Raw genomic sequence first — 18,142 nt, forward strand, 5'->3', positions numbered from 1 at the left:
TGGAAATGCTGTATGAACACCGATCTTGAAATTGCTTCTATGCATGAGTCTATTGATGTTGTTGTCACAATATTAAAATCATTAGCCAATACAGATCGTTTACTTATTTTATGTCATCTTGCCAAACAAGAATTAAATGTCTCCCAAATAGAACAGACGACAAAAATAAGCCAGCCTACCTTATCACAGCAACTGATGATGCTACGTAAAAGCGATATGGTGACTACACGTCGCGATGGAAAACAGATTTTTTATTCCATTAAAGATGAAAAACTGGTTCAGGTCCTCAATACCCTATATCAACTCTATTGTCCTAAAAATTTAATTTAATCATATAAATAAAAGAAAATTGAGCAGATGTAATCGTCCTGATAAGACTTCTTAGCATTTTTTATGCATAATATATCTAAAATAGTGATTTAGCTTTAGATATGTCAGATTTAAATTCTCGCTTAACGGCGCTATTACCCGCTTGGCGCTGGCTGCGTACCTACAACCCGACCAAGTTTAAATCTGACCTTCTTTCAGCTCTTATTGTCATTGCAATGCTGGTTCCGCAAGGTATGGCCTATGCCATGCTGGCAGGACTACCGCCCATTACGGGACTGTATGCCAGTATTTTGCCCATGATCATTTACGCCATGGTCGGGAGCAGTCCTACGCTTTCTATTGGCCCGGTCGCGATTATTTCCATGATGACTTTCGCGACCCTCAATCCGTTATTTGAGGTTGGCTCACCGGTTTATATACAGGCTGCCTGCCTGCTTGCAGTAATGGTGGGTGTCATTTCATTATTGCTCGGGATATTTCGATTTGGCTTTCTGATTCAGCTGATTAGTCATCCGGTCATCAAGAGTTTTATTATTGCTTCTGCGCTGCTGATTGCTTTGGGTCAATTCAAATTTCTGGTCGATGTACCTTTAAAGGCGAATAATATCCCTGAGTTTGTAGTCAGCGTTTGGCAATATCTAAGGTACAGCAATTTCGCCTCTTTGATCTTTGGCATGCTTGCGCTCATTTTTCTGATTTATTTCCCTAAAGTTTTACAGTCCAATGCTGTGCAAAGCCGAATAGGGTCGACTGCATTTCTGACGAAAGCCTTGCCTTTAAGTTTGGTGGTCATTTCAATTGCGGCGGTCTATTTTCTGGATTTAAAAGCCGTAGGCATTAAAACAGTAGGAGAAATCCCCTCAGGTTTTCCCCCGCTGAGTATGCCCTACTGGAATCTGGATCTGGTCATTACCTTGTTACCCGGTGCAGCAATGATCGCCATGATCAGCTTTGTCGAGTCTTTATCTATTGCTCAAGCGACTGCCCTACAGCAACGCAGTCATTTAAATAGTAACCAGGAACTGATCGCATTGGGTTTATCCAATTTAAGTGCCGGGCTCAGCTCAGCATTTCCGGTTACCGGAAGCTTATCGCGCACGGTGGTCAATGCAGATGCCGGTGCCAAAACTCCGCTGGCAGGGGTCATTTCATCTCTGCTTATTGTGGTGGTCAGTCTTTATTTTACCGGTTTTTTCCGTGACCTGCCTTTAGGCATTCTGGCAGCAACCATTATTGTTTCCATCTGGAAACTGGTTGATTTCAAGCCCTTTATTGAAACCTGGCGTTATTCCAAAGCTGATGGTATTGCCATGTGGATTACCTTCTTTGGTGTGCTCTGCATCGATATCTCGACTGGTTTGCTACTGGGTATTGTTTCTACCTTTATTCTGCTGCTGTGGCGGATCAGCCGTCCGCATATTGCTGTCATTGGTCTGGTTGAAGGAACCCAGCATTTTAGAAATATACAGCGTCATCAGGTGCTGACGTCAGACACAGTCCTATCCATGCGGATAGATGAAAACCTGACCTTTCTAAATGCCAATACCTTTAAAGGTTTCCTGATTAATGCCATGAGTCAGTACACGGATTTAGAGCATGTGGTCATTAACTGCTCCAGTATTAGTGCCATCGATCTGAGCGCGCTGGAAATGCTGGAAGACCTGAATGCCGAACTCAATAAACTGGGCATCAAACTGAATTTTTCCGAAATTAAGGGCCCCGTAATGGATAAATTACAACATTCAAAACTGCTGCATCACTTAAGTGGCCGGATTTATCTTTCGCATTTTCAGGCCATGCAAGAACTTTCCCCGGAAGTATTTTAAGACAAATCAGATATAAATGATCTCACTCAATTTCTGCTGTGGTTTTTTAAGACTGCCTTTGATATTTTATTAAGAGCTTGAAAATAGAACCTTTTAACAGAGTACAACACAGCAGAATAATCGGAAGCATTTGTATTATTTGAATATTTAAAAAATATGGCAAAAATTTGATGAAAAACTAAAAATATCAACTTTAAAAATAAGCAGTTAGTTTTTATATGGAAATTATTTTTTAGCCATATCACTTTTAGGTATAAAATGCCGAATATTTTTTGTGATTTTTTAGTCCTCGTATTTGTAACAAGGCACCTTTATGTTTTCTGCTTTAATGCGTTTGAGTTTAGTCTCCCGAATTATTATCGCCATTATTCTCGGTATTGGTGTTGCTGTTTTGTTCCCGAATCTGGCTCCTTATTTAAGCCTGTTAGGTGAACTGTTTATTAAAGCACTTAAATCTGTTGCGCCCATTTTAGTTTTTGTACTGGTTTTAGCCTCTATTGCTAATTTTAAAGTCGGACATAGCGCGAAAATTAAACCCATCATACTAATGTATGCAATTGGAATGTTACTGGCTGCATTAAGTGCCGTAATTGCCAGTATCATTTTTCCAAGTACCTTGTTTCTGGATATTCCCGCAAATGCAGACTTGCAACCACCCGGTAGTCTGATTGAAATCTTAAAAAACCTTCTTTTAAGTTTTGTGGCGAATCCTGTGGTTGCGATTAGTGAAGCCAACTTTATTGGTATTTTGGCCTGGGCTGTTGCTTTGGGGGTTGCATTCCGTCATGCCCATGACTCAACAAAAGTATTGCTCACCGATGCTGCAAATGCAGTAAATACCGTGATCCGTTTGGTCATCAATTTTGCCCCGGTGGGTATTTTTGGTCTGGTTGCCGTGACCTTTGCAGAAGCTGGATTAAGTACGTTTGAGAGCTATGCACAATTGTTAGCAGTATTGATTGGCACCATGTTGTTTGTGGCATTGGTAGTCAATCCAATGATGGTGGCCTTTGTGACCCGTGCAAATCCCTATCCACTGGTTTTGCAATGTTTACGCGAAAGTGGCATTACGGCGTTTTTTACCCGTAGTTCGGCAGCCAATATTCCTGTGAATCTGGATTTGGCCAAACGTTTAGGTGTTGCTGAATCTACAGCCAGCGTTGCCATTCCTTTAGGAGCAACGATTAATATGGCGGGGGCTGCTGTTACCATTACCGTCCTCACCTTAGCCACTGTAAATACATTGGGTATTTCGGTGGATTTCACCACCATGCTGGTTTTGTCGGTACTGGCAACCATTTCAGCCTGTGGTGCTTCCGGTGTTGCCGGTGGATCTTTATTGCTGATTCCTGTCGCTTGTGGCCTGTTTGGGATCAGTTCAGATGTCGCCATGCAAGTGGTAGCCATTGGTATGGTGATTAGCGTATTGCAGGATTCAACAGAAACTGCATTAAATTCTTCAACAGATGTGCTATTTACTGCTGCCGTTGACCGCGGTTTGGATTAAGATAGTCATTATTAAGTTTTTTTTGTGACGTTATGCCTTTTCAAACTTTACCGCTCTGGGTTCAATTAGGGGCTTTTTTTCTTGCAGTCAATGCAGGAATGATTAACGTTCTCGGACTGGTGACTGTGCTGCATCAGTCCGTTTCCCATATGACCGGAAATGTCAGCATGTTGGCCATGGCTTTACTCAAGTGGGAACCTGAACACATCCTTTACTTAATCCTGGTTATTCTATGCTATGTCATTGGTTCATTTTATAGTGGATTTATACTAGGAAATAGTCAGTTTAAGTTAGGACGCCGCTACGGTTTTCCCTTAAGTCTGGTGGCTTTTTTTATCCTGTTATGTTGGCTTTTACTTCCCTATTTCCCGCGTTATGCCTTACTTTGGGCATGTGGTGCCATGGGGATCCAGAATGCTATGGTCAGTCATTATAAAGGTACGATTATTCGTACAACCCACTTATCGGGTGTTTTGACCGATTTGGGCTTGGCTTTAGGCTACAGGTTACGGGGACTAAAAGTAGAACGTAGACGTATTATTCTGCACTTGCTCATTTTATTTGGATTTTTCATTGGCGGTCTACTTGCCAGCGTGATTTATCCTTATTTAAAATTGCATGCCTACCTTGTCCCAGTGATGTTAAGCTGGACACTTAGCTTGATTTATTGGGTTATTTATTATCGTTATCGGCAGACTCAAGAGTAATATCGGAATTTATTATGGTCAAAAATGCATTACAGGCTCAATTGCTAAAAGCGGGTTTAGTCGATAATAAAAAGGCTAAAAAACTGTCAAAACAGGCCATACATGAGCAACGTACCGGACAAAGCAATGAAGCTGAATTAAAGGCCAAAATTGCTCAAGACCAGCAAGAAAAGCTGGCTCGCGATCAGGCGCTGGATTTAGAAAAAAAACGCCTGTTACAGGGTAAAGAATTAAAAGCTGCCATTGTTCAAATGATCAATCAGCATAAAATTAAAGACACCGATGGCGAAGTGGCCTACCAGTTTATTGATGACAATAAAGTCAAAAAGATTTATCTCAATCAGCAGATTTACAATGCGCTGGTTGCAGGTTCACTCATTATTGCCAAAGAAGCAGATAGTTATGCCGTTTTGCCTAAAGCCTTGGCAGAGCGCATTAACGACAAGATGGAAGGCTTCATTATTGTCAACAATTCTGAAAAGAATGAACAGACCACCGATGAAGACGATCCATATGCAGCCTACGTCATTCCTGATGATTTAATGTGGTAAGTCCAGTTCATCAATCGTTGAAGGAATTCACTATGCCAGTATTCGTATTGGCATAGATAACAAGAACAGAATAATGATAAGAAATTAAGTAATTTCAGCATCAGCCCAGCTGGTGAATTTTGTTTGAGTTCATGTATATAAAACGTTATCTTTATAATAATCAAAAAATAACGCTATACACTATTCCATAATTTAAAAAATTCAGGGTAATTTTTTGGAACAATTGGCATTCATACAAAATATTCAGGACTGGTCAGATCACTATCCATGGCTAGAAATGCTCACCTCTCTCAGTATTTTAATTTTACTGGCACTCCTGGCAAATTTTATTGCCAAGCAAGTCGTGGTTCGGGGTATCCGCAAACTGATTTCCAAGATGAAATTTGTCAATCAGGACATTTTTGCCCAGCATAGTGTTATCCGCCGGGTTTCAAACATTGTGCCAGCGATTGTGATTATGAATGGTATTGTCACTGTTCCGCATCTTTCAGAAAAAGTAACTGTTTTGATTCAGATGGCGGCACAGGCTTTTATTTTTCTCACTCTTGCTTTAGCCATCAGTGAATTTTTAAGTATTTTCAATCTGGTTTATCAACGTAATCCCAAATCAAAAAACAAGCCGATTAAAGGTTATTTACAGCTGGTTAAGCTGATTATCTTTATTGTCTGTGGCTTGATGATTTTAGGTACTTTCCTCAAAAAAGATGTCTTTACTCTGCTGGCAGGTTTTGGTGCCATGGCAGCAGTACTGATGTTGATATTTCAAAATACCATTCTCTCCTTGGTAGCCTCAGTACAAATTTCATCTTATGACATGGTGCGAATTGGTGACTGGATCGAGATGCCTTCACTGAATGCCGACGGTGATGTCATTGATATGTCATTACATACCATTACCGTGCAAAATTTTGACAAAACCTTAACCACTATTCCAACCAATAAGCTGGTAACAGATACTTTTAAAAACTGGCGCGGTATGGCGTATGCTGGAGTGCGCCGCATCAAAAGGTCCATCTTTATTGATCAAAGTAGTGTGCATTTTATGACACCGGATGAGCAGCAAAAACTAAAAGATTTTTTATTGCTGGATCAATATTTAAATAGCAAACATGATGAGCTGGAAAGCTTTAACCAGCAACTATCGAACCAATCTTTATACAATCAGCGCCGTTTAACCAATTTAGGTACCTTCCGCGCCTATGTTGAGTTTTACTTAAAACAGCATTCAGGCATCGCGCAAAACCAATCGCTGATTATTCGACAATTACAGCCGACCAGTGAAGGTTTGCCCCTGGAAATTTATGCTTTTGCAAATACGACAGTATGGAAAGATTATGAGGCGATACAGTCTGATATCTTTGATCATTTGATTGCAATTGTCCCGGAATTTGGTTTAAGAGTCTATCAGGCACCATCCGGTGCTGATTTCAGGCAATTCACGGCACGTTCAGCAGATCAAACCGAACTTTAAAAACAAACGGGCTGATGCAATAGTTAAAACGTATTGCTATTATTCTTATTTGTACTTGAATGATTCAACTGAAAATAAGGCATCCCCCGTTCATGCAATTAATATGGTTTCGACAGGACTTGCGTATACAAGACCATGCTGCACTTTGGCATGCAGCTCAATCTGGAAACTGTGTTGCCTTGGTGATTCTCTCACCTGAGCAATGGCAACAACATGATGACAGCCCTGCCAAACAAATATTTTATTTACGCCAACTGGAAACGCTCGAAGCACAGCTTAATCGACTGAACGTCCCATTGCTGATTAAAAATATTCCTTTATGGAAAGATGTCCCCAATGAGATGCTACAGCTTTGTCTGCGACTTGGTATTGACGCTGTACATGCCAATATTGAAATTGGAGTGAATGAATTAAAACGAGATGCCCAAACGCAACAAAATCTGGAAAAGCATCAGATCCCGTTTGAGCTTTATCATGACCAGACGATTTTTCCTGTCGGTTCAATCACAAATAAATCTAATCAGCCTTATCAAGTGTTTAGTGCGTTTAAAAAACGCTGTTATGAATTACTTGGCATTGGCCTACCGCAATGTTATCCAGCAGTGGCAAAGCAGGAAAAAATAGAGCTGAACCTGGAATCAGAAAATACAAAAATCAGTGCATTAACCTATATGCAAAGTTCAGCCTCGGATCAATTACAGCAGCTTTGGCCGGTGACGGAAGACTATGCACTGAATGTTTTGGACAATTTTATTGACTCTAAAATGCAACACTATCAACAAGAACGTGATTTCCCTCACCTCAATTCGACCAGTCAACTGTCTCCTTATTTAAATATCGGTACGGTTTCAATCAGACAATGTCTACAAGCTGTGTTTAGAAAGCAAAACGGTCATTTTCATATAGACAACGCGGGACAACAAACCTGGCTAGATGAATTGTTGTGGCGTGAGTTCTATCAACACATTCTTTATCAGTTTCCTGCCGTTTCCAAACATCAACCTTTTAAAAGCAATACTGAGAAGATTCAATGGCGTAATGCTGAACAAGACCTGCATGCCTGGCAACAAGGTCAAACTGGAATCCCGATTGTAGATGCCGGTATGCGTCAGTTGCTACAAACGGGCTGGATGCATAATCGGGTACGCATGATTACGGCCATGTTTTTGACCAAGAACCTGCTGATTGACTGGCGTCTGGGTGAAAAATGGTTCATGCAGCATTTAATTGATGGCAATTTGGCAGCCAACAATGGAGGCTGGCAGTGGTGTGCTTCAACGGGAACCGATGCAGTACCCTATTTTCGAATCTTCAACCCTATCACCCAATCGCAAAAGTTTGATCCAAATGGCGATTATATCCGCACATGGGTACCGGAACTGGCGCATCTGGATGCAAAAAAAATCCATGATCCTTATGCTTACCCACAGGTGCGAAAATTAAATTACCCACGGGCAATTGTGGATTTAAGCTTATCGCGCAAGCGTGCCATAGAGGCGTTTAAGGCAATCTGACTTTTGGCAATATTAAAGAATCGCCCTGCTCAATCAGGGCGAGACCCAAAACTAATGTAATCTACAAATCGTTTCAGTTGAATGCTGCTTTAAGGTGCTGAGGAGAATCCACCTAAAACAATGCAAAGCCCTAAAAAGATTCTAAAATCAGTTCAATTGATCGAAATGAATTAATTCAAACCATTAATCTTGCGAAGCAGTGTTTCTCAGGTAGAACTTTCTGAAAAAAATGATCGGGCTATCATCGACGAAGTTTAGCTAACGCCAAAATGCACTGTATCAAATTGTTAGGTGATCAATTGACTTCAAGACATTTTCAAAGCCAGGTTAATGAAATTCATGTATGTGTGGCTGTACTGAACAAATTTACCGAGTGAGGTAGACCTCATACCCAAGTGATCTCCTAAATTTTAATGATTTGGAGTAAATTCAGCTTTTAAATATTTATCTAACAAAGCCGTTAAAATGAAAAGTTTACTGATTTAATCAGACTTTTAGATATTCATTAAATTATTATTTATACTATTAAAGTTGCAATAATATTCAACCTAACAGCCATTTACTCAAGGAAATTCGCATGTTGCAGTGGTTTGAAAAACTCGTCGATCCTTATCCATCCAAAGGTTTAAACGAACCACTTCCTACCCGTTTTTTCCCTTTTGTCTGGCAAGCCGCTCAAGGTGTGCGCCCTTATTTATTGTTGCTGGTGCTGTTTACTGCAGCTGCTGCAAGTTTTGAAGCCTTTCTTTATTCTAAAATCGGTGATTTAGTGAACTGGCTAAGCAAGAGTCAACCAGACACTTTTTTGGCTGAACATAGCCAAAATCTTACGATCTTGAGCTGCATTCTGCTGGCCAATATCTTATTTGCCAATATGCAGTCTATTATCAAGCATCAAATTTTATACAGTACTTTTCCCATGCGTTTACGCTGGCGTTTCCATAATTTACTGTTACAGCAAAGTTTGGACTTTTTTCACAACGACTTTGCCGGACGTTTATCTGCCAAAGTAATGCAGACTTCACTGGCGGTACGTGAATTCTGGGTGATTTTGGGTGATATGCTTGCCTATGTTCTGATCTACTTTGTCACGATCAGTCTGGTTCTGGGGGCAATTTCTCCGTTGCTGATTTTGCCTCTGCTGCTTTGGCTGGTACTGTTTATTTGTGCTGCCTGCTTTTTTATTCCACGTTTAAGCCAGATTTCAAGCCAGCAGGCCGATGCCCGTGCAATCATGACCGGTCGTGTTACCGATGCTTACACCAATATTCAAACCGTAAAACTATTTGCACATGCTGGGCGTGAAAGCAAGTATGCCAAAGCATCCATGCAAGATTTCATGATCACGGTATATAAGCAAATGCGCCTGGGCACACAGTATGAGATCAGCATCAATTTACTCAGTGTGGTTTTATATGGTGGCGTTTTAGGTACCGCCATCTGGTTATGGATCAACGGTCAGGCCGAACTCGGTATTATTGCTGCAACGACCGCCATGATTTTAAAACTCAACAGTATTGCCGAATTTATGATGTGGCAGTCATCCGCACTGTTCGAAAATGTCGGAACCATTCAGGATGGTATGAAAACCTTGGGACGTCCAATTCACATTCAGGACAAACCGGATGCGCAACCTTTACAGGTACAGCATGGTGAAATTAAATTTGAAGATGTCAGTTTTGCTTATCAGAATAAAAATGTGATTGATCATTTTAATTTAACCATTAAACCGGGAGAAAAAATTGGAATTGTCGGCCGCTCTGGTGCAGGAAAATCGACCCTGATTCAACTGTTATTGCATTTTTATAATATTAACCAAGGTCGTATTTCGATCGATGGTCAAAATATTCAAGATGTGACTCAGGACAGTTTGCGTAAAAATATTGCTTTTGTAACTCAGGATACCTCTTTGTTACATCGTACCGTGGCTGAAAATATTAAATATGGCCGTCCCGATGCAACAGATGAAGAGATGTTTGAAGCCGTGCGCAAAGCCAAGGCGGAAGATTTTATTCCACAGCTCACTGATTTGCGTGGCAAAACTGGATATGAAGCCTATGTGGGTGAACGTGGCGTAAAACTGTCTGGTGGTCAACGCCAGCGTATCGCCATTGCCCGGGTGTTTTTGAAAGATGCGCCAATCCTGATTTTAGACGAAGCCACCAGTGCCTTAGATTCTGAAGTAGAAGCGGCAATTCAATCCAGTCTGGATGAACTGATGCAAGGTAAAACCGTGATTGCGATTGCCCATCGACTATCCACCATTGCACAAATGGACCGTTTGATTGTGCTCGATGAAGGTAACATTGTAGAGCAAGGCACGCATGAAGAACTGGTTGCGCTGGGTGGTATTTATGCACATTTGTGGCAAAGACAGACGGGAAGTTTTTTAATCGAACAACAGGCATTGAAGAAAAAGGATATGTATTGATGCTGTATTTAGAAGATATAAAAGTGGGTGATCGATTCATTAGCCGTGAATATGAAATGACCTTAGAAGAAATTAAACAGTTTGCACATGCTTATGATCCTCAAGTTTTTCATACTGATGAACATGAGGCCAAAGCACATCCTGTTTTTCAGGGCATTGCTGCCAGTGGCTGGCACACCTGTGCAGTGACCATGCGTTTATGGACTGAGTGTTTTCCGGTCGCTTACGGTCTGATTGGTTCGGAATCCAGTCTGCGCTGGCCACGTCCGACCCGTCCTGGCGATAAGGTTCATGTTGAAGTGGAAATTGTAGCAATTACGCCATCAAAAAGTAAAAATGACCGCGCTATAGTCAGTTATGTGACTCAGGCATTCAATCAGAACCATGATGTATTACTTATTTCAACCACTAAAATTGTGGTCTTTAAAAAAGATGTTTAGCCTGAATAATTTTCAGGCTTTAAAAATATTGTCCAACAATTTTAATCGAATACTGTTTCAACTCATGCCAATATGGCATCTACAAATAGAAAAACGAATGAATGCAATGGATGGCGCATGAAAACGATTTCTCCAAGACAGGATCAAGGCATACCGGGTGTTTATGGACTGCTGCTGTTAGATGTGGTATCCCGTTGGGGCTACACTGCTGAAGCACTCTTCACCCCGTTTCATTTAAACAGTGAACAGCTGGCAGACCCCAACTTTCGTATTCCGACACCCGTTGCCAATGAACTGGTCAAGCATGCTCTACGTTTAACCGGCGAACCGACTTTGGGTTTCCATTTGGGAACCCAGATGCGTATCTCGATTCATGGTTTTATTGGTTATGCCATTATGACGGCACATGACATTACTGATGCCCTGATACTAGCGAACCGGTTTATCCAGCTGCGTATGCCATTTTTACAACTTTATTTTTCTACCTTTGGTGAAAAAGCGACTTTACAGTTGCAGTGTGATTTTGATATTGAACCCTTGCGCACTGAAATTGCCATTGCCCTGACCTTTGGCATTATTACCATGGCTAAAGCCCTGACCGGTTGTGAGGACCTGTCCGGGGAGATTGATTTTGATTTTCCCAAACCGCCCGATTTTGAACGTTATATGGCAAAATTTCCATCGCATCAGTTCCGTTTCGAACAGCCACATTTATTAAGCAGTTTTGATAAAAAATATCTGAGCTTGAAAATGGTCAATGCTGACCCGATTGCCAGCCAGATTGCGATTAACCAGTGTGAAGCAGAACTGTCTGCCTTGGGCGAACGTCGCCGTCTGGCCATGCGGGTGCGTGACATTTTGACCAATTCTGAACAGCATTATTTAAGTATTGAAAATGTGGCAGATCGGCTGCATATGTCAGATCGTACCCTGAAACGTCAACTGGCAGCCGAAGGCACCTCATTTTCTACATTGGTGGATGAAGTACGTTATCGGCATGCCACTTCCCTGCTGTCACGTACTGATTACACGCTTGAGCAGATTGCTGATGAAATTGGTTATAGCGATGTCGCCAATTTCAGCCGTGCATTTAAGCGTTGGAGTGGGCGTAGTCCAAGCAATTGGCGTAAAGATCCTTATCTATAAACTTTTGTTTTTATCAAAAAACATGTATAAAACATGGCAAAAATGATTTGAATATTTTAAAGGAGTCATCCATGAATCACCCTTCAGAGTTAAAGTATGCAAGTACACACGAATGGGTCAAAATTGAAGGTGATCTGGTTATTACTGGGATTTCCGACCATGCACAGGATGCTTTGGGCGACCTGGTGTATGTTGAAGCGCCAGAAGTGGGTCAGAAAATCACTGCCGGTGAACAGGCAGGCGTAGTTGAATCAGTGAAAACGGCTTCTGATATTCATGCACCTGTTTCAGGTGAAGTGGTTGAAGTAAACTCAGCACTTGAAGATGATCCCGATTTTGTCAATGATGACCCTTATGGCAAGGGTTGGATTTATAAAATCAAGCCAGACAACATGGCGGATGTAGAAAAACTGCTTTCCAGTAGTGAATATGAAGCAGGTTTGTAATACTGCTTTAAATAAAAAAATCAGCCTGTATGGCTGATTTTTTTATTGTCAGGAAAATGCAGTACTCTTTAAAAAAATAATCTTTGAAAGAGCAAATTGAAGAAGAAAGCTCAAATTTTTTAATAAAAAAGTATCTAACTTCAGACATTTATGATTAAGGTGTTTCCGGGCCTGTCTTAGCTTGATTCTCTTCCGGATCTTTATCTTGCAGCATACTGAATGATGCAGCTGAACCTGGAACCGTTTGATCCTGTCTGTTACTTTTCAATTTAATCTGCAAGCGCAATTCATTCATGGAGTCGGCATTACGCAATGCTTCTTCATAACTGATCGCACCCTCATTATATAAATCATATAAAGCCTGATCGAATGTTTGCATACCCAATTCACGGGATTTTTTCATGATTTCTTTGAGTTCATGAAACTGGCCTTTCAGAATAAGATCACCAATTAATGGCGTATTCAGTAGAATTTCAATGGCTGCACGACGTCCACGTCCATCTTCAGTACGCACCAAACGCTGTGAAATAATCGCCTTCATATTGGAAGATAAATCCATCAACAATTGATTGCGACGTTCTTCTGGGAAAAAGTTGATAATTCGATCCAGCGCCTGATTGGCATTATTGGCATGTAAAGTACCTAAACATAAATGTCCGGTTTCGGCAAAGGCAATGGCATGTTCCATGGTTTCGGTATCACGGATTTCACCAATTAAAATGACATCCGGTGCCTGACGCAAGGTATTCTTCAAGGCATTGTGCCATGAATGACTATCCACGCCGACTTCGCGGTGGGTAATCATCGATTTCTTATGCTTATGCACATATTCCACCGGATCTTCCACGGTAATAATGTGCCCGGCAGAATTTTCATTACGATGATCAATCATGGCGGCTAAAGAAGTCGATTTACCCGATCCGGTTGCACCGACCACAAGTATCAGACCGCGTTTTGCCATCATCACATGCTTTAAGGACTCGGGAAGCTTTAACTGGTCAAAATTTGGAATTTCTGCGGTAATGGTTCGTATTACCATCCCTACATGTAATTGCTGCTGGAATACATTGACACGAAAGCGCGAAACATTGGGAACACTAATGGCAAAATTACATTCCAGCTCGGTTTCAAACTCATGCCTCTGTTTTTCATTCATTAAACTATAGGCAAACAACTTGGTCTTGTCGGCAGTCAATGCCTGCTGGCCAAGCGATTTCATTAAGCCCTGATGTTTAATACTCGGTGGAAAATCTGCTGAAATAAATAAATCCGAGCCGCCATATTCCACCACCTTAGTCAGCATATGGAACATCATTTTACGCGCTTCTTCCAGTAATTCCGTACTATACATATATTCCCCAATGAGAATTGTTTCTATGATCCACGCATACTGAAATTGGTTTAATTTATTTAAATGCTTATCTCAGTCGTGAAGAAACAATTCATGTTTTATTGATTACTATTTTTCCCTATTGTGCATAAACATAGTAAAGTACTCAACTTTGTTATTTTTAACTGGTTAAAAGTATGAATAGAAATTGCATACAACATCAATAAACGCGTGGTTTAAAATTAACCAGATAACAAAAATAGATCTGTAGCAAGAAAAAAGCCCCTAAATTCAGGGGCTTTATCACAACATTATTTATAGATTATTGATCATCGATAAACTTTTTGTAGAAAATCAGGCACTCCGTTTTAATCGAGAAACACGCAGTGAATCTGCCGCCTCCAGCAAAATTTGCTGGGTTTTATCCCAACCCAGACAGCCATCTGTTACAGACTGACCATAAGTCATATCACAGGAAATCTTTTGCTGACCATCAACCAGGTGACTTTCCAGCATTACCCCACGAACCTGACTTTGAGTACGTTCCGTAATAATCGTCTTGAGCACTTGAGGCTGTAAAAGCGGATCTTTGTGGCTATTGCCATGACTGCAGTCAATCACCAAAGCCGGTAATTCACCTTTGCATTTTTCTTTGATCTTTTCAATTTCCGCCAGCTGGTAATTGGGACCTGAATTTGCACCGCGTAAAATTAAATGTGCTTTTGGATTGCCCTGCGACTCTAAAATACAAGGTAAACCGGATTGGCCCAGCCCCAGGAATTGATGTGGATGCGATGCAGATTGAATAGCATCCAGTGCAATTTGAATGGAGCCATCGGTGCCATTTTTGAAACCGATGCTGTATGGCATATGACTGGAAATTTCACGATGAATCTGAGATTCACTGGTCCGTGCACCAATAGCACCCCATGCCAGTAAATCATCGAAATACGCAGTCGCCATTGGGCTTAATATTTCCGAAGCAATCGGCAAACCTATTTCAATAATTTGTAGATACAACTCACGTGATTTTTCTAGTCCCAATTGCATATTGGATGAGCCATCTAAATTTGGGTCATACAGGAAGCCTTTCCAGCCTATGGTAGTACGCGGTTTTTCAATATAGGCACGCATCACCAGGAAAATCTGATCTGACACCTGGCTTTGTAATTGTTGTAATTTATGCGCATATTCAAGTACAGCCACGGGATCGTGAATCGAACATGGGCCTGTCACCACCATCAAACGATGGTCCTTGCCTGCCAATATATTTTCAATGGTTTGACGCTGCGCAGCAATTTGTTGCGCCAATTTATTCGATAATGGCAATTGTGCCTTCAATTGGTGAGGCAAAGTTAAAATGGTTTCTTTTGCAGTTATTTGAGTTTGTTGTAAAGCAGTATTTAAAGCATTCATTGGTCTTTCCTGGGGACTATTCAGTCCAATCTTTTATTTAAGCGTTATGGGTCTAATGGATTGCGTGTGAAGAGTCATCAATTGACTAAAGTAAAACCAATAAAAATTGCTAAAGTATGAATAATTTAATGTTTGCATGTCTAAACTCCCAAAATGTAAAAAATAAGATATAAAAAAAACCTGATCAGGGTTGCCCGATCAGGTTATAAACTTGGTGGGCAACCTTTTCTTGCCCGAACACATTCAGGCAATTATCTAAATTGCCAAAAGTAATAAGTTGCGTTTGAGAGTACAGGTTGCTTTAACATCTTTATTTCTTCAAAAAAGTATGTATCTTGAAATTAAAATACGCTGTATTGCCATATTTGACAATAGTTTTATTTAAAATAAAACTATATCAATCATTAAACTTTTGCTTATACATTGTTTACAAATAAAACTTGGCTTCTAACTTAAAATCTAATCCTTTTCTATTGTTAGCGTGCTTTAGATAATTTTTTAATATTTCAACTGCTGAGCAGTTTCTATCAAAATAAAAGACCATCCATTGGCATTAAAAGATAAAATGTATTCTATACCGAAGGCTTGATTTGTTTTACTCCATATAACGAAGGATGTATTCATGTTCCAACATGTTGATGCGTATGCAGGTGATCCGATTCTTTCTTTAATGGAAGAATTTGCTAAAGATGAACGGACACAAAAAGTGAATTTAAGTATTGGGCTTTATTACAATGAAGACAATATTGTGCCTCAACTTGAAGCGGTCAAAGCAGCGTATAAGAATATTGAAACAAGCAATGAACAGGTTAAGCTGTATTTACCGATGGATGGCTTAAAACCTTATAATCAGGCTACTCAAGCGCTGGTATTGGGAGAAAATAGTCCGGCGCGCCGTGATGGACATGCGGTGACCATCCAGACTTTAGGCGGTTCTGGCGCGCTTAAAGTTGGGGCGGATTTTCTGAAAAAATATTTTCCTGAATCTGATGTTTGGGTCAGCCAGCCGACCTGGGAAAATCATATTGCCATTTTTAATGGTGCCGGCATTCACTCGCATTTCTACCCTTATTTTGATGCAGCGACCAATGGCGTCAATGTGCCAGCGATGCTGGAAAAATTAAGCCAGCTACCGGCAAAAAGTATTGTGTTATTACATCCATGTTGCCATAACCCGACGGGTGCAGACTTGACGCCTGCTGAATGGGATCAGGTGATTGCTGTACTAAAACAACAGGATCTGATTCCCTTCTTGGATATTGCCTATCAAGGTTTTGGGCAAGGACTAGAAGAAGATGCCTATGCGATTCGTGCCTTGGATAAAGCAGGCATGAATTTTATTGTCAGCAATTCATTCTCTAAAATTTTCTCGCTCTATGGTGAACGTATAGGCGGTTTAACTTTTGTCTGTGACGATTCGGCCACTGCACAAAAAGTATTGGGCCAGCTCAAAGCGACTGTACGCCGTATTTATTCCAGTCCGGCAACGACTGGGGCATTGTTAGTCAATAATGTCTTGCATGACGAGAAACTTACCGCGATGTGGCAAACTGAACTGAAAGAAATGCGGGAACGTATTATTCAAATGCGTCACATTTTAAAAGATAAACTCAGCCAAGCCTTACCAGAGCGTGACTTTAGCTATCTGGTCAAACAGCAAGGCATGTTTAGCTATACCGGGCTGAGTGCTGAACAGGTCGATATCTTGAAAGATCAATACGGCATTTATCTGGTGCGTAGTGGCCGTATGTGTGTTGCAGGTCTGAATTTAAGCAATATTGATTATGTGGCGGAATCGATTGCTGAAGTCATTAAAGCCACTGCTTAATTTGGACTGAACTTCTTTAGGCTGATATAAAAAACGGGCAATCTGCCCGTTTTTTTATTTCGTTTTTATTTGAGAATTTTTAGTCTTCAAAATGGATCACGGTACGAATCGATTTACCATCATGCATTAACTCAAAGGCTTCGTTAATTTTTTCCAGTCCCATGGTATGAGTGACAAACGGTTCAAGCTGAATATCTCCTTTCATGGCTTCTTCTACCATACCTGGCAATTGTGAACGGCCTTTCACGCCACCAAAAGCGGTGCCTTTCCAGGTACGGCCGGTGACCAGCTGGAATGGACGGGTTGAAATTTCCTGACCTGCACCCGCAACCCCAATAATGATGGATTGTCCCCAACCACGGTGAGCACATTCCAGTGCAGAACGCATCACATTGGTATTGCCAATACATTCAAAAGAATGATCTACACCCCAACCAGTTTTTTCAACAATCACTTCCTGAATCGGTTTGTCATAATCTTTTGGATTTAAAAATTCTGTCGCACCAAACTGTTCAGCCAGTTTGAATTTTTCAGGATTGGTATCAATAGCAATAATGCGGCTGGCTTTGGCTTTTTTGGCACCTTGCACCACAGCCAGACCAATACCACCCAGACCAAATACAGCGACGGTATCTCCTTCCTGAACCTTGGCGGTATTTTTTACTGCACCTAAACCTGTGGTTACGCCACAACCCAGCAGACACACATGCTCATGATTCGCTTCAGGGTTAATTTTTGCCAAAGAGACTTCAGCGACCACGGTATATTCACTGAAAGTTGAGCAGCCCATATAATGGTAAATCGGCTGACCATTATAAGAAAAACGTGTAGTGCCATCTGGCATCAAACCCTTACCTTGGGTTGCACGAACCGCTACACAGAGGTTGGTTTTACCCGATTTACAGAATAAACATTCACCACATTCTGCAGTATACAGTGGAATAACGTGATCACCCGGTTGTACGCTGGTTACACCTTCACCGACTTCGACCACCACACCAGCGCCTTCATGGCCCAATACTGCAGGAAACACGCCTTCAGGATCATCACCCGATAACGTAAAGGCATCGGTATGACATACGCCGGTATGGCTAATTTTTACCAAAACCTCACCTGCTTTTGGCGGAGCAACATCAATTTCAACAATTTGGAGCGGTTGACCTGGACCAAATGCGACTGCAGCACGTGATTTCATGAAT

15 protein-coding genes and 1 pseudogene are annotated in these 18,142 nt (G+C 41.1%); 13 read left to right on the forward strand and 3 right to left on the reverse strand.

Annotated elements, in window-relative coordinates:
• Positions 1 to 12: 12 nt before the first annotated feature.
• The 12 genes and pseudogenes from GTU69_RS09495 to gcvH all read left to right on the forward strand — a co-directional run bounded on the left by GTU69_RS09495 (position 13) and on the right by gcvH (position 12,369).
• Positions 13 to 330, forward strand: a complete 318-nt coding sequence (locus tag GTU69_RS09495; RefSeq protein ID WP_086196964.1) for a metalloregulator ArsR/SmtB family transcription factor — start codon at positions 13 to 15, stop codon at positions 328 to 330.
• Positions 331 to 431: 101 nt separating this feature from the next.
• Positions 432 to 2,156 carry a sulfate permease gene (gene sulP / locus GTU69_RS09500; RefSeq protein ID WP_166170039.1) on the forward strand — a complete coding sequence of 575 codons (1,725 nt, stop codon included), beginning with the start codon at positions 432 to 434 and terminating at the stop codon, positions 2,154 to 2,156.
• 313 nt (positions 2,157 to 2,469) lie between these two features.
• Positions 2,470 to 3,663, forward strand: a complete 1,194-nt coding sequence (sstT, locus tag GTU69_RS09505; RefSeq protein ID WP_166170041.1) for a serine/threonine transporter SstT — start codon at positions 2,470 to 2,472, stop codon at positions 3,661 to 3,663.
• A gap of 32 nt (positions 3,664 to 3,695) precedes the next feature.
• On the forward strand, positions 3,696 to 4,370 hold the full coding sequence (locus tag GTU69_RS09510; RefSeq protein ID WP_166170043.1) for a YoaK family protein: 675 nt from the start codon (positions 3,696 to 3,698) through the stop codon (positions 4,368 to 4,370).
• Positions 4,371 to 4,384: 14 nt separating this feature from the next.
• Complete coding sequence (locus GTU69_RS09515; RefSeq protein ID WP_166170045.1) at positions 4,385 to 4,921, forward strand: DUF2058 domain-containing protein; 537 nt, start codon at positions 4,385 to 4,387, stop codon at positions 4,919 to 4,921.
• Between the two features lie 214 nt (positions 4,922 to 5,135).
• Complete coding sequence (locus tag GTU69_RS09520; RefSeq protein ID WP_166170047.1) at positions 5,136 to 6,392, forward strand: mechanosensitive ion channel domain-containing protein; 1,257 nt, start codon at positions 5,136 to 5,138, stop codon at positions 6,390 to 6,392.
• A 92-nt stretch (positions 6,393 to 6,484) separates the two neighbouring features.
• Positions 6,485 to 7,906 carry a deoxyribodipyrimidine photo-lyase gene (locus GTU69_RS09525; protein WP_166170049.1) on the forward strand — a complete coding sequence of 474 codons (1,422 nt, stop codon included), beginning with the start codon at positions 6,485 to 6,487 and terminating at the stop codon, positions 7,904 to 7,906.
• Positions 7,907 to 8,025: 119 nt separating this feature from the next.
• Positions 8,026 to 8,283, forward strand: a pseudogene (locus GTU69_RS09530) (IS5/IS1182 family transposase); the annotation flags it as partial.
• A 200-nt stretch (positions 8,284 to 8,483) separates the two neighbouring features.
• Entirely contained in the window at positions 8,484 to 10,337 is a 1,854-nt protein-coding gene (locus tag GTU69_RS09535) for an ABC transporter ATP-binding protein (protein WP_166170051.1), read from the forward strand.
• Positions 10,337 to 10,777 (forward strand): MaoC family dehydratase, encoded by a 441-nt coding sequence (locus GTU69_RS09540; RefSeq protein WP_166170053.1) that lies wholly within the window; start codon positions 10,337 to 10,339, stop codon positions 10,775 to 10,777. The genes GTU69_RS09535 and GTU69_RS09540 overlap by 1 nt, the downstream gene beginning before the upstream one ends.
• Positions 10,778 to 10,894: 117 nt before the next feature.
• Positions 10,895 to 11,923 (forward strand): AraC family transcriptional regulator, encoded by a 1,029-nt coding sequence (locus tag GTU69_RS09545; protein ID WP_166170055.1) that lies wholly within the window; start codon positions 10,895 to 10,897, stop codon positions 11,921 to 11,923.
• Positions 11,924 to 11,994: 71 nt separating this feature from the next.
• On the forward strand, positions 11,995 to 12,369 hold the full coding sequence (gcvH, locus tag GTU69_RS09550; RefSeq protein WP_086196973.1) for a glycine cleavage system protein GcvH: 375 nt from the start codon (positions 11,995 to 11,997) through the stop codon (positions 12,367 to 12,369).
• A gap of 154 nt (positions 12,370 to 12,523) precedes the next feature.
• On the opposite strand, the gene GTU69_RS09555 is transcribed toward gcvH, so the two are convergent.
• A complete protein-coding gene (locus tag GTU69_RS09555) occupies positions 12,524 to 13,720 on the reverse strand; it encodes a PilT/PilU family type 4a pilus ATPase (RefSeq protein WP_166170057.1) in 1,197 nt (398 codons plus the stop codon).
• 333 nt (positions 13,721 to 14,053) lie between these two features.
• Positions 14,054 to 15,115 carry a 3-deoxy-7-phosphoheptulonate synthase gene (locus GTU69_RS09560; RefSeq protein ID WP_166170059.1) on the reverse strand — a complete coding sequence of 354 codons (1,062 nt, stop codon included), beginning with the start codon at positions 15,113 to 15,115 and terminating at the stop codon, positions 14,054 to 14,056.
• 622 nt (positions 15,116 to 15,737) lie between these two features.
• Here GTU69_RS09560 and GTU69_RS09565 point away from each other — a divergent pair.
• Entirely contained in the window at positions 15,738 to 16,943 is a 1,206-nt protein-coding gene (locus GTU69_RS09565; protein ID WP_166170061.1) for an amino acid aminotransferase, read from the forward strand.
• Between the two features lie 79 nt (positions 16,944 to 17,022).
• Here the strand turns inward: GTU69_RS09565 and GTU69_RS09570 are convergent, their stop codons facing one another.
• Positions 17,023 to 18,138, reverse strand: coding sequence for an S-(hydroxymethyl)glutathione dehydrogenase/class III alcohol dehydrogenase (locus tag GTU69_RS09570; RefSeq protein ID WP_166170062.1), 1,116 nt, complete (start codon positions 18,136 to 18,138; stop codon positions 17,023 to 17,025).
• Between the last annotated feature and the right edge of the window lie 4 nt (positions 18,139 to 18,142).

It is taken from the genome of Acinetobacter sp. SA01, from assembly GCF_011319235.1.
Classification (GTDB): Bacteria; Pseudomonadota; Gammaproteobacteria; order Pseudomonadales; family Moraxellaceae; genus Acinetobacter.

Coding starts and splice junctions, on each gene's coding strand:
- GTU69_RS09535 (WP_166170051.1), top strand. CDS start 8,484: ATGTTGCAGTGGTTTGAAAAACTCGTCGATCCTTATCCATCCAAAGGT.
- GTU69_RS09570 (WP_166170062.1), bottom strand. CDS start 18,138: ATGAAATCACGTGCTGCAGTCGCATTTGGTCCAGGTCAACCGCTCCAA.
- GTU69_RS09560 (WP_166170059.1), bottom strand. CDS start 15,115: ATGAATGCTTTAAATACTGCTTTACAACAAACTCAAATAACTGCAAAA.
- GTU69_RS09545 (WP_166170055.1), top strand. CDS start 10,895: ATGAAAACGATTTCTCCAAGACAGGATCAAGGCATACCGGGTGTTTAT.
- GTU69_RS09540 (WP_166170053.1), top strand. CDS start 10,337: ATGCTGTATTTAGAAGATATAAAAGTGGGTGATCGATTCATTAGCCGT.
- GTU69_RS09525 (WP_166170049.1), top strand. CDS start 6,485: ATGCAATTAATATGGTTTCGACAGGACTTGCGTATACAAGACCATGCT.
- GTU69_RS09515 (WP_166170045.1), top strand. CDS start 4,385: ATGGTCAAAAATGCATTACAGGCTCAATTGCTAAAAGCGGGTTTAGTC.
- sulP (WP_166170039.1), top strand. CDS start 432: ATGTCAGATTTAAATTCTCGCTTAACGGCGCTATTACCCGCTTGGCGC.
- sstT (WP_166170041.1), top strand. CDS start 2,470: ATGTTTTCTGCTTTAATGCGTTTGAGTTTAGTCTCCCGAATTATTATC.
- GTU69_RS09510 (WP_166170043.1), top strand. CDS start 3,696: ATGCCTTTTCAAACTTTACCGCTCTGGGTTCAATTAGGGGCTTTTTTT.
- GTU69_RS09555 (WP_166170057.1), bottom strand. CDS start 13,720: ATGTATAGTACGGAATTACTGGAAGAAGCGCGTAAAATGATGTTCCAT.
- gcvH (WP_086196973.1), top strand. CDS start 11,995: ATGAATCACCCTTCAGAGTTAAAGTATGCAAGTACACACGAATGGGTC.
- GTU69_RS09565 (WP_166170061.1), top strand. CDS start 15,738: ATGTTCCAACATGTTGATGCGTATGCAGGTGATCCGATTCTTTCTTTA.
- GTU69_RS09495 (WP_086196964.1), top strand. CDS start 13: ATGAACACCGATCTTGAAATTGCTTCTATGCATGAGTCTATTGATGTT.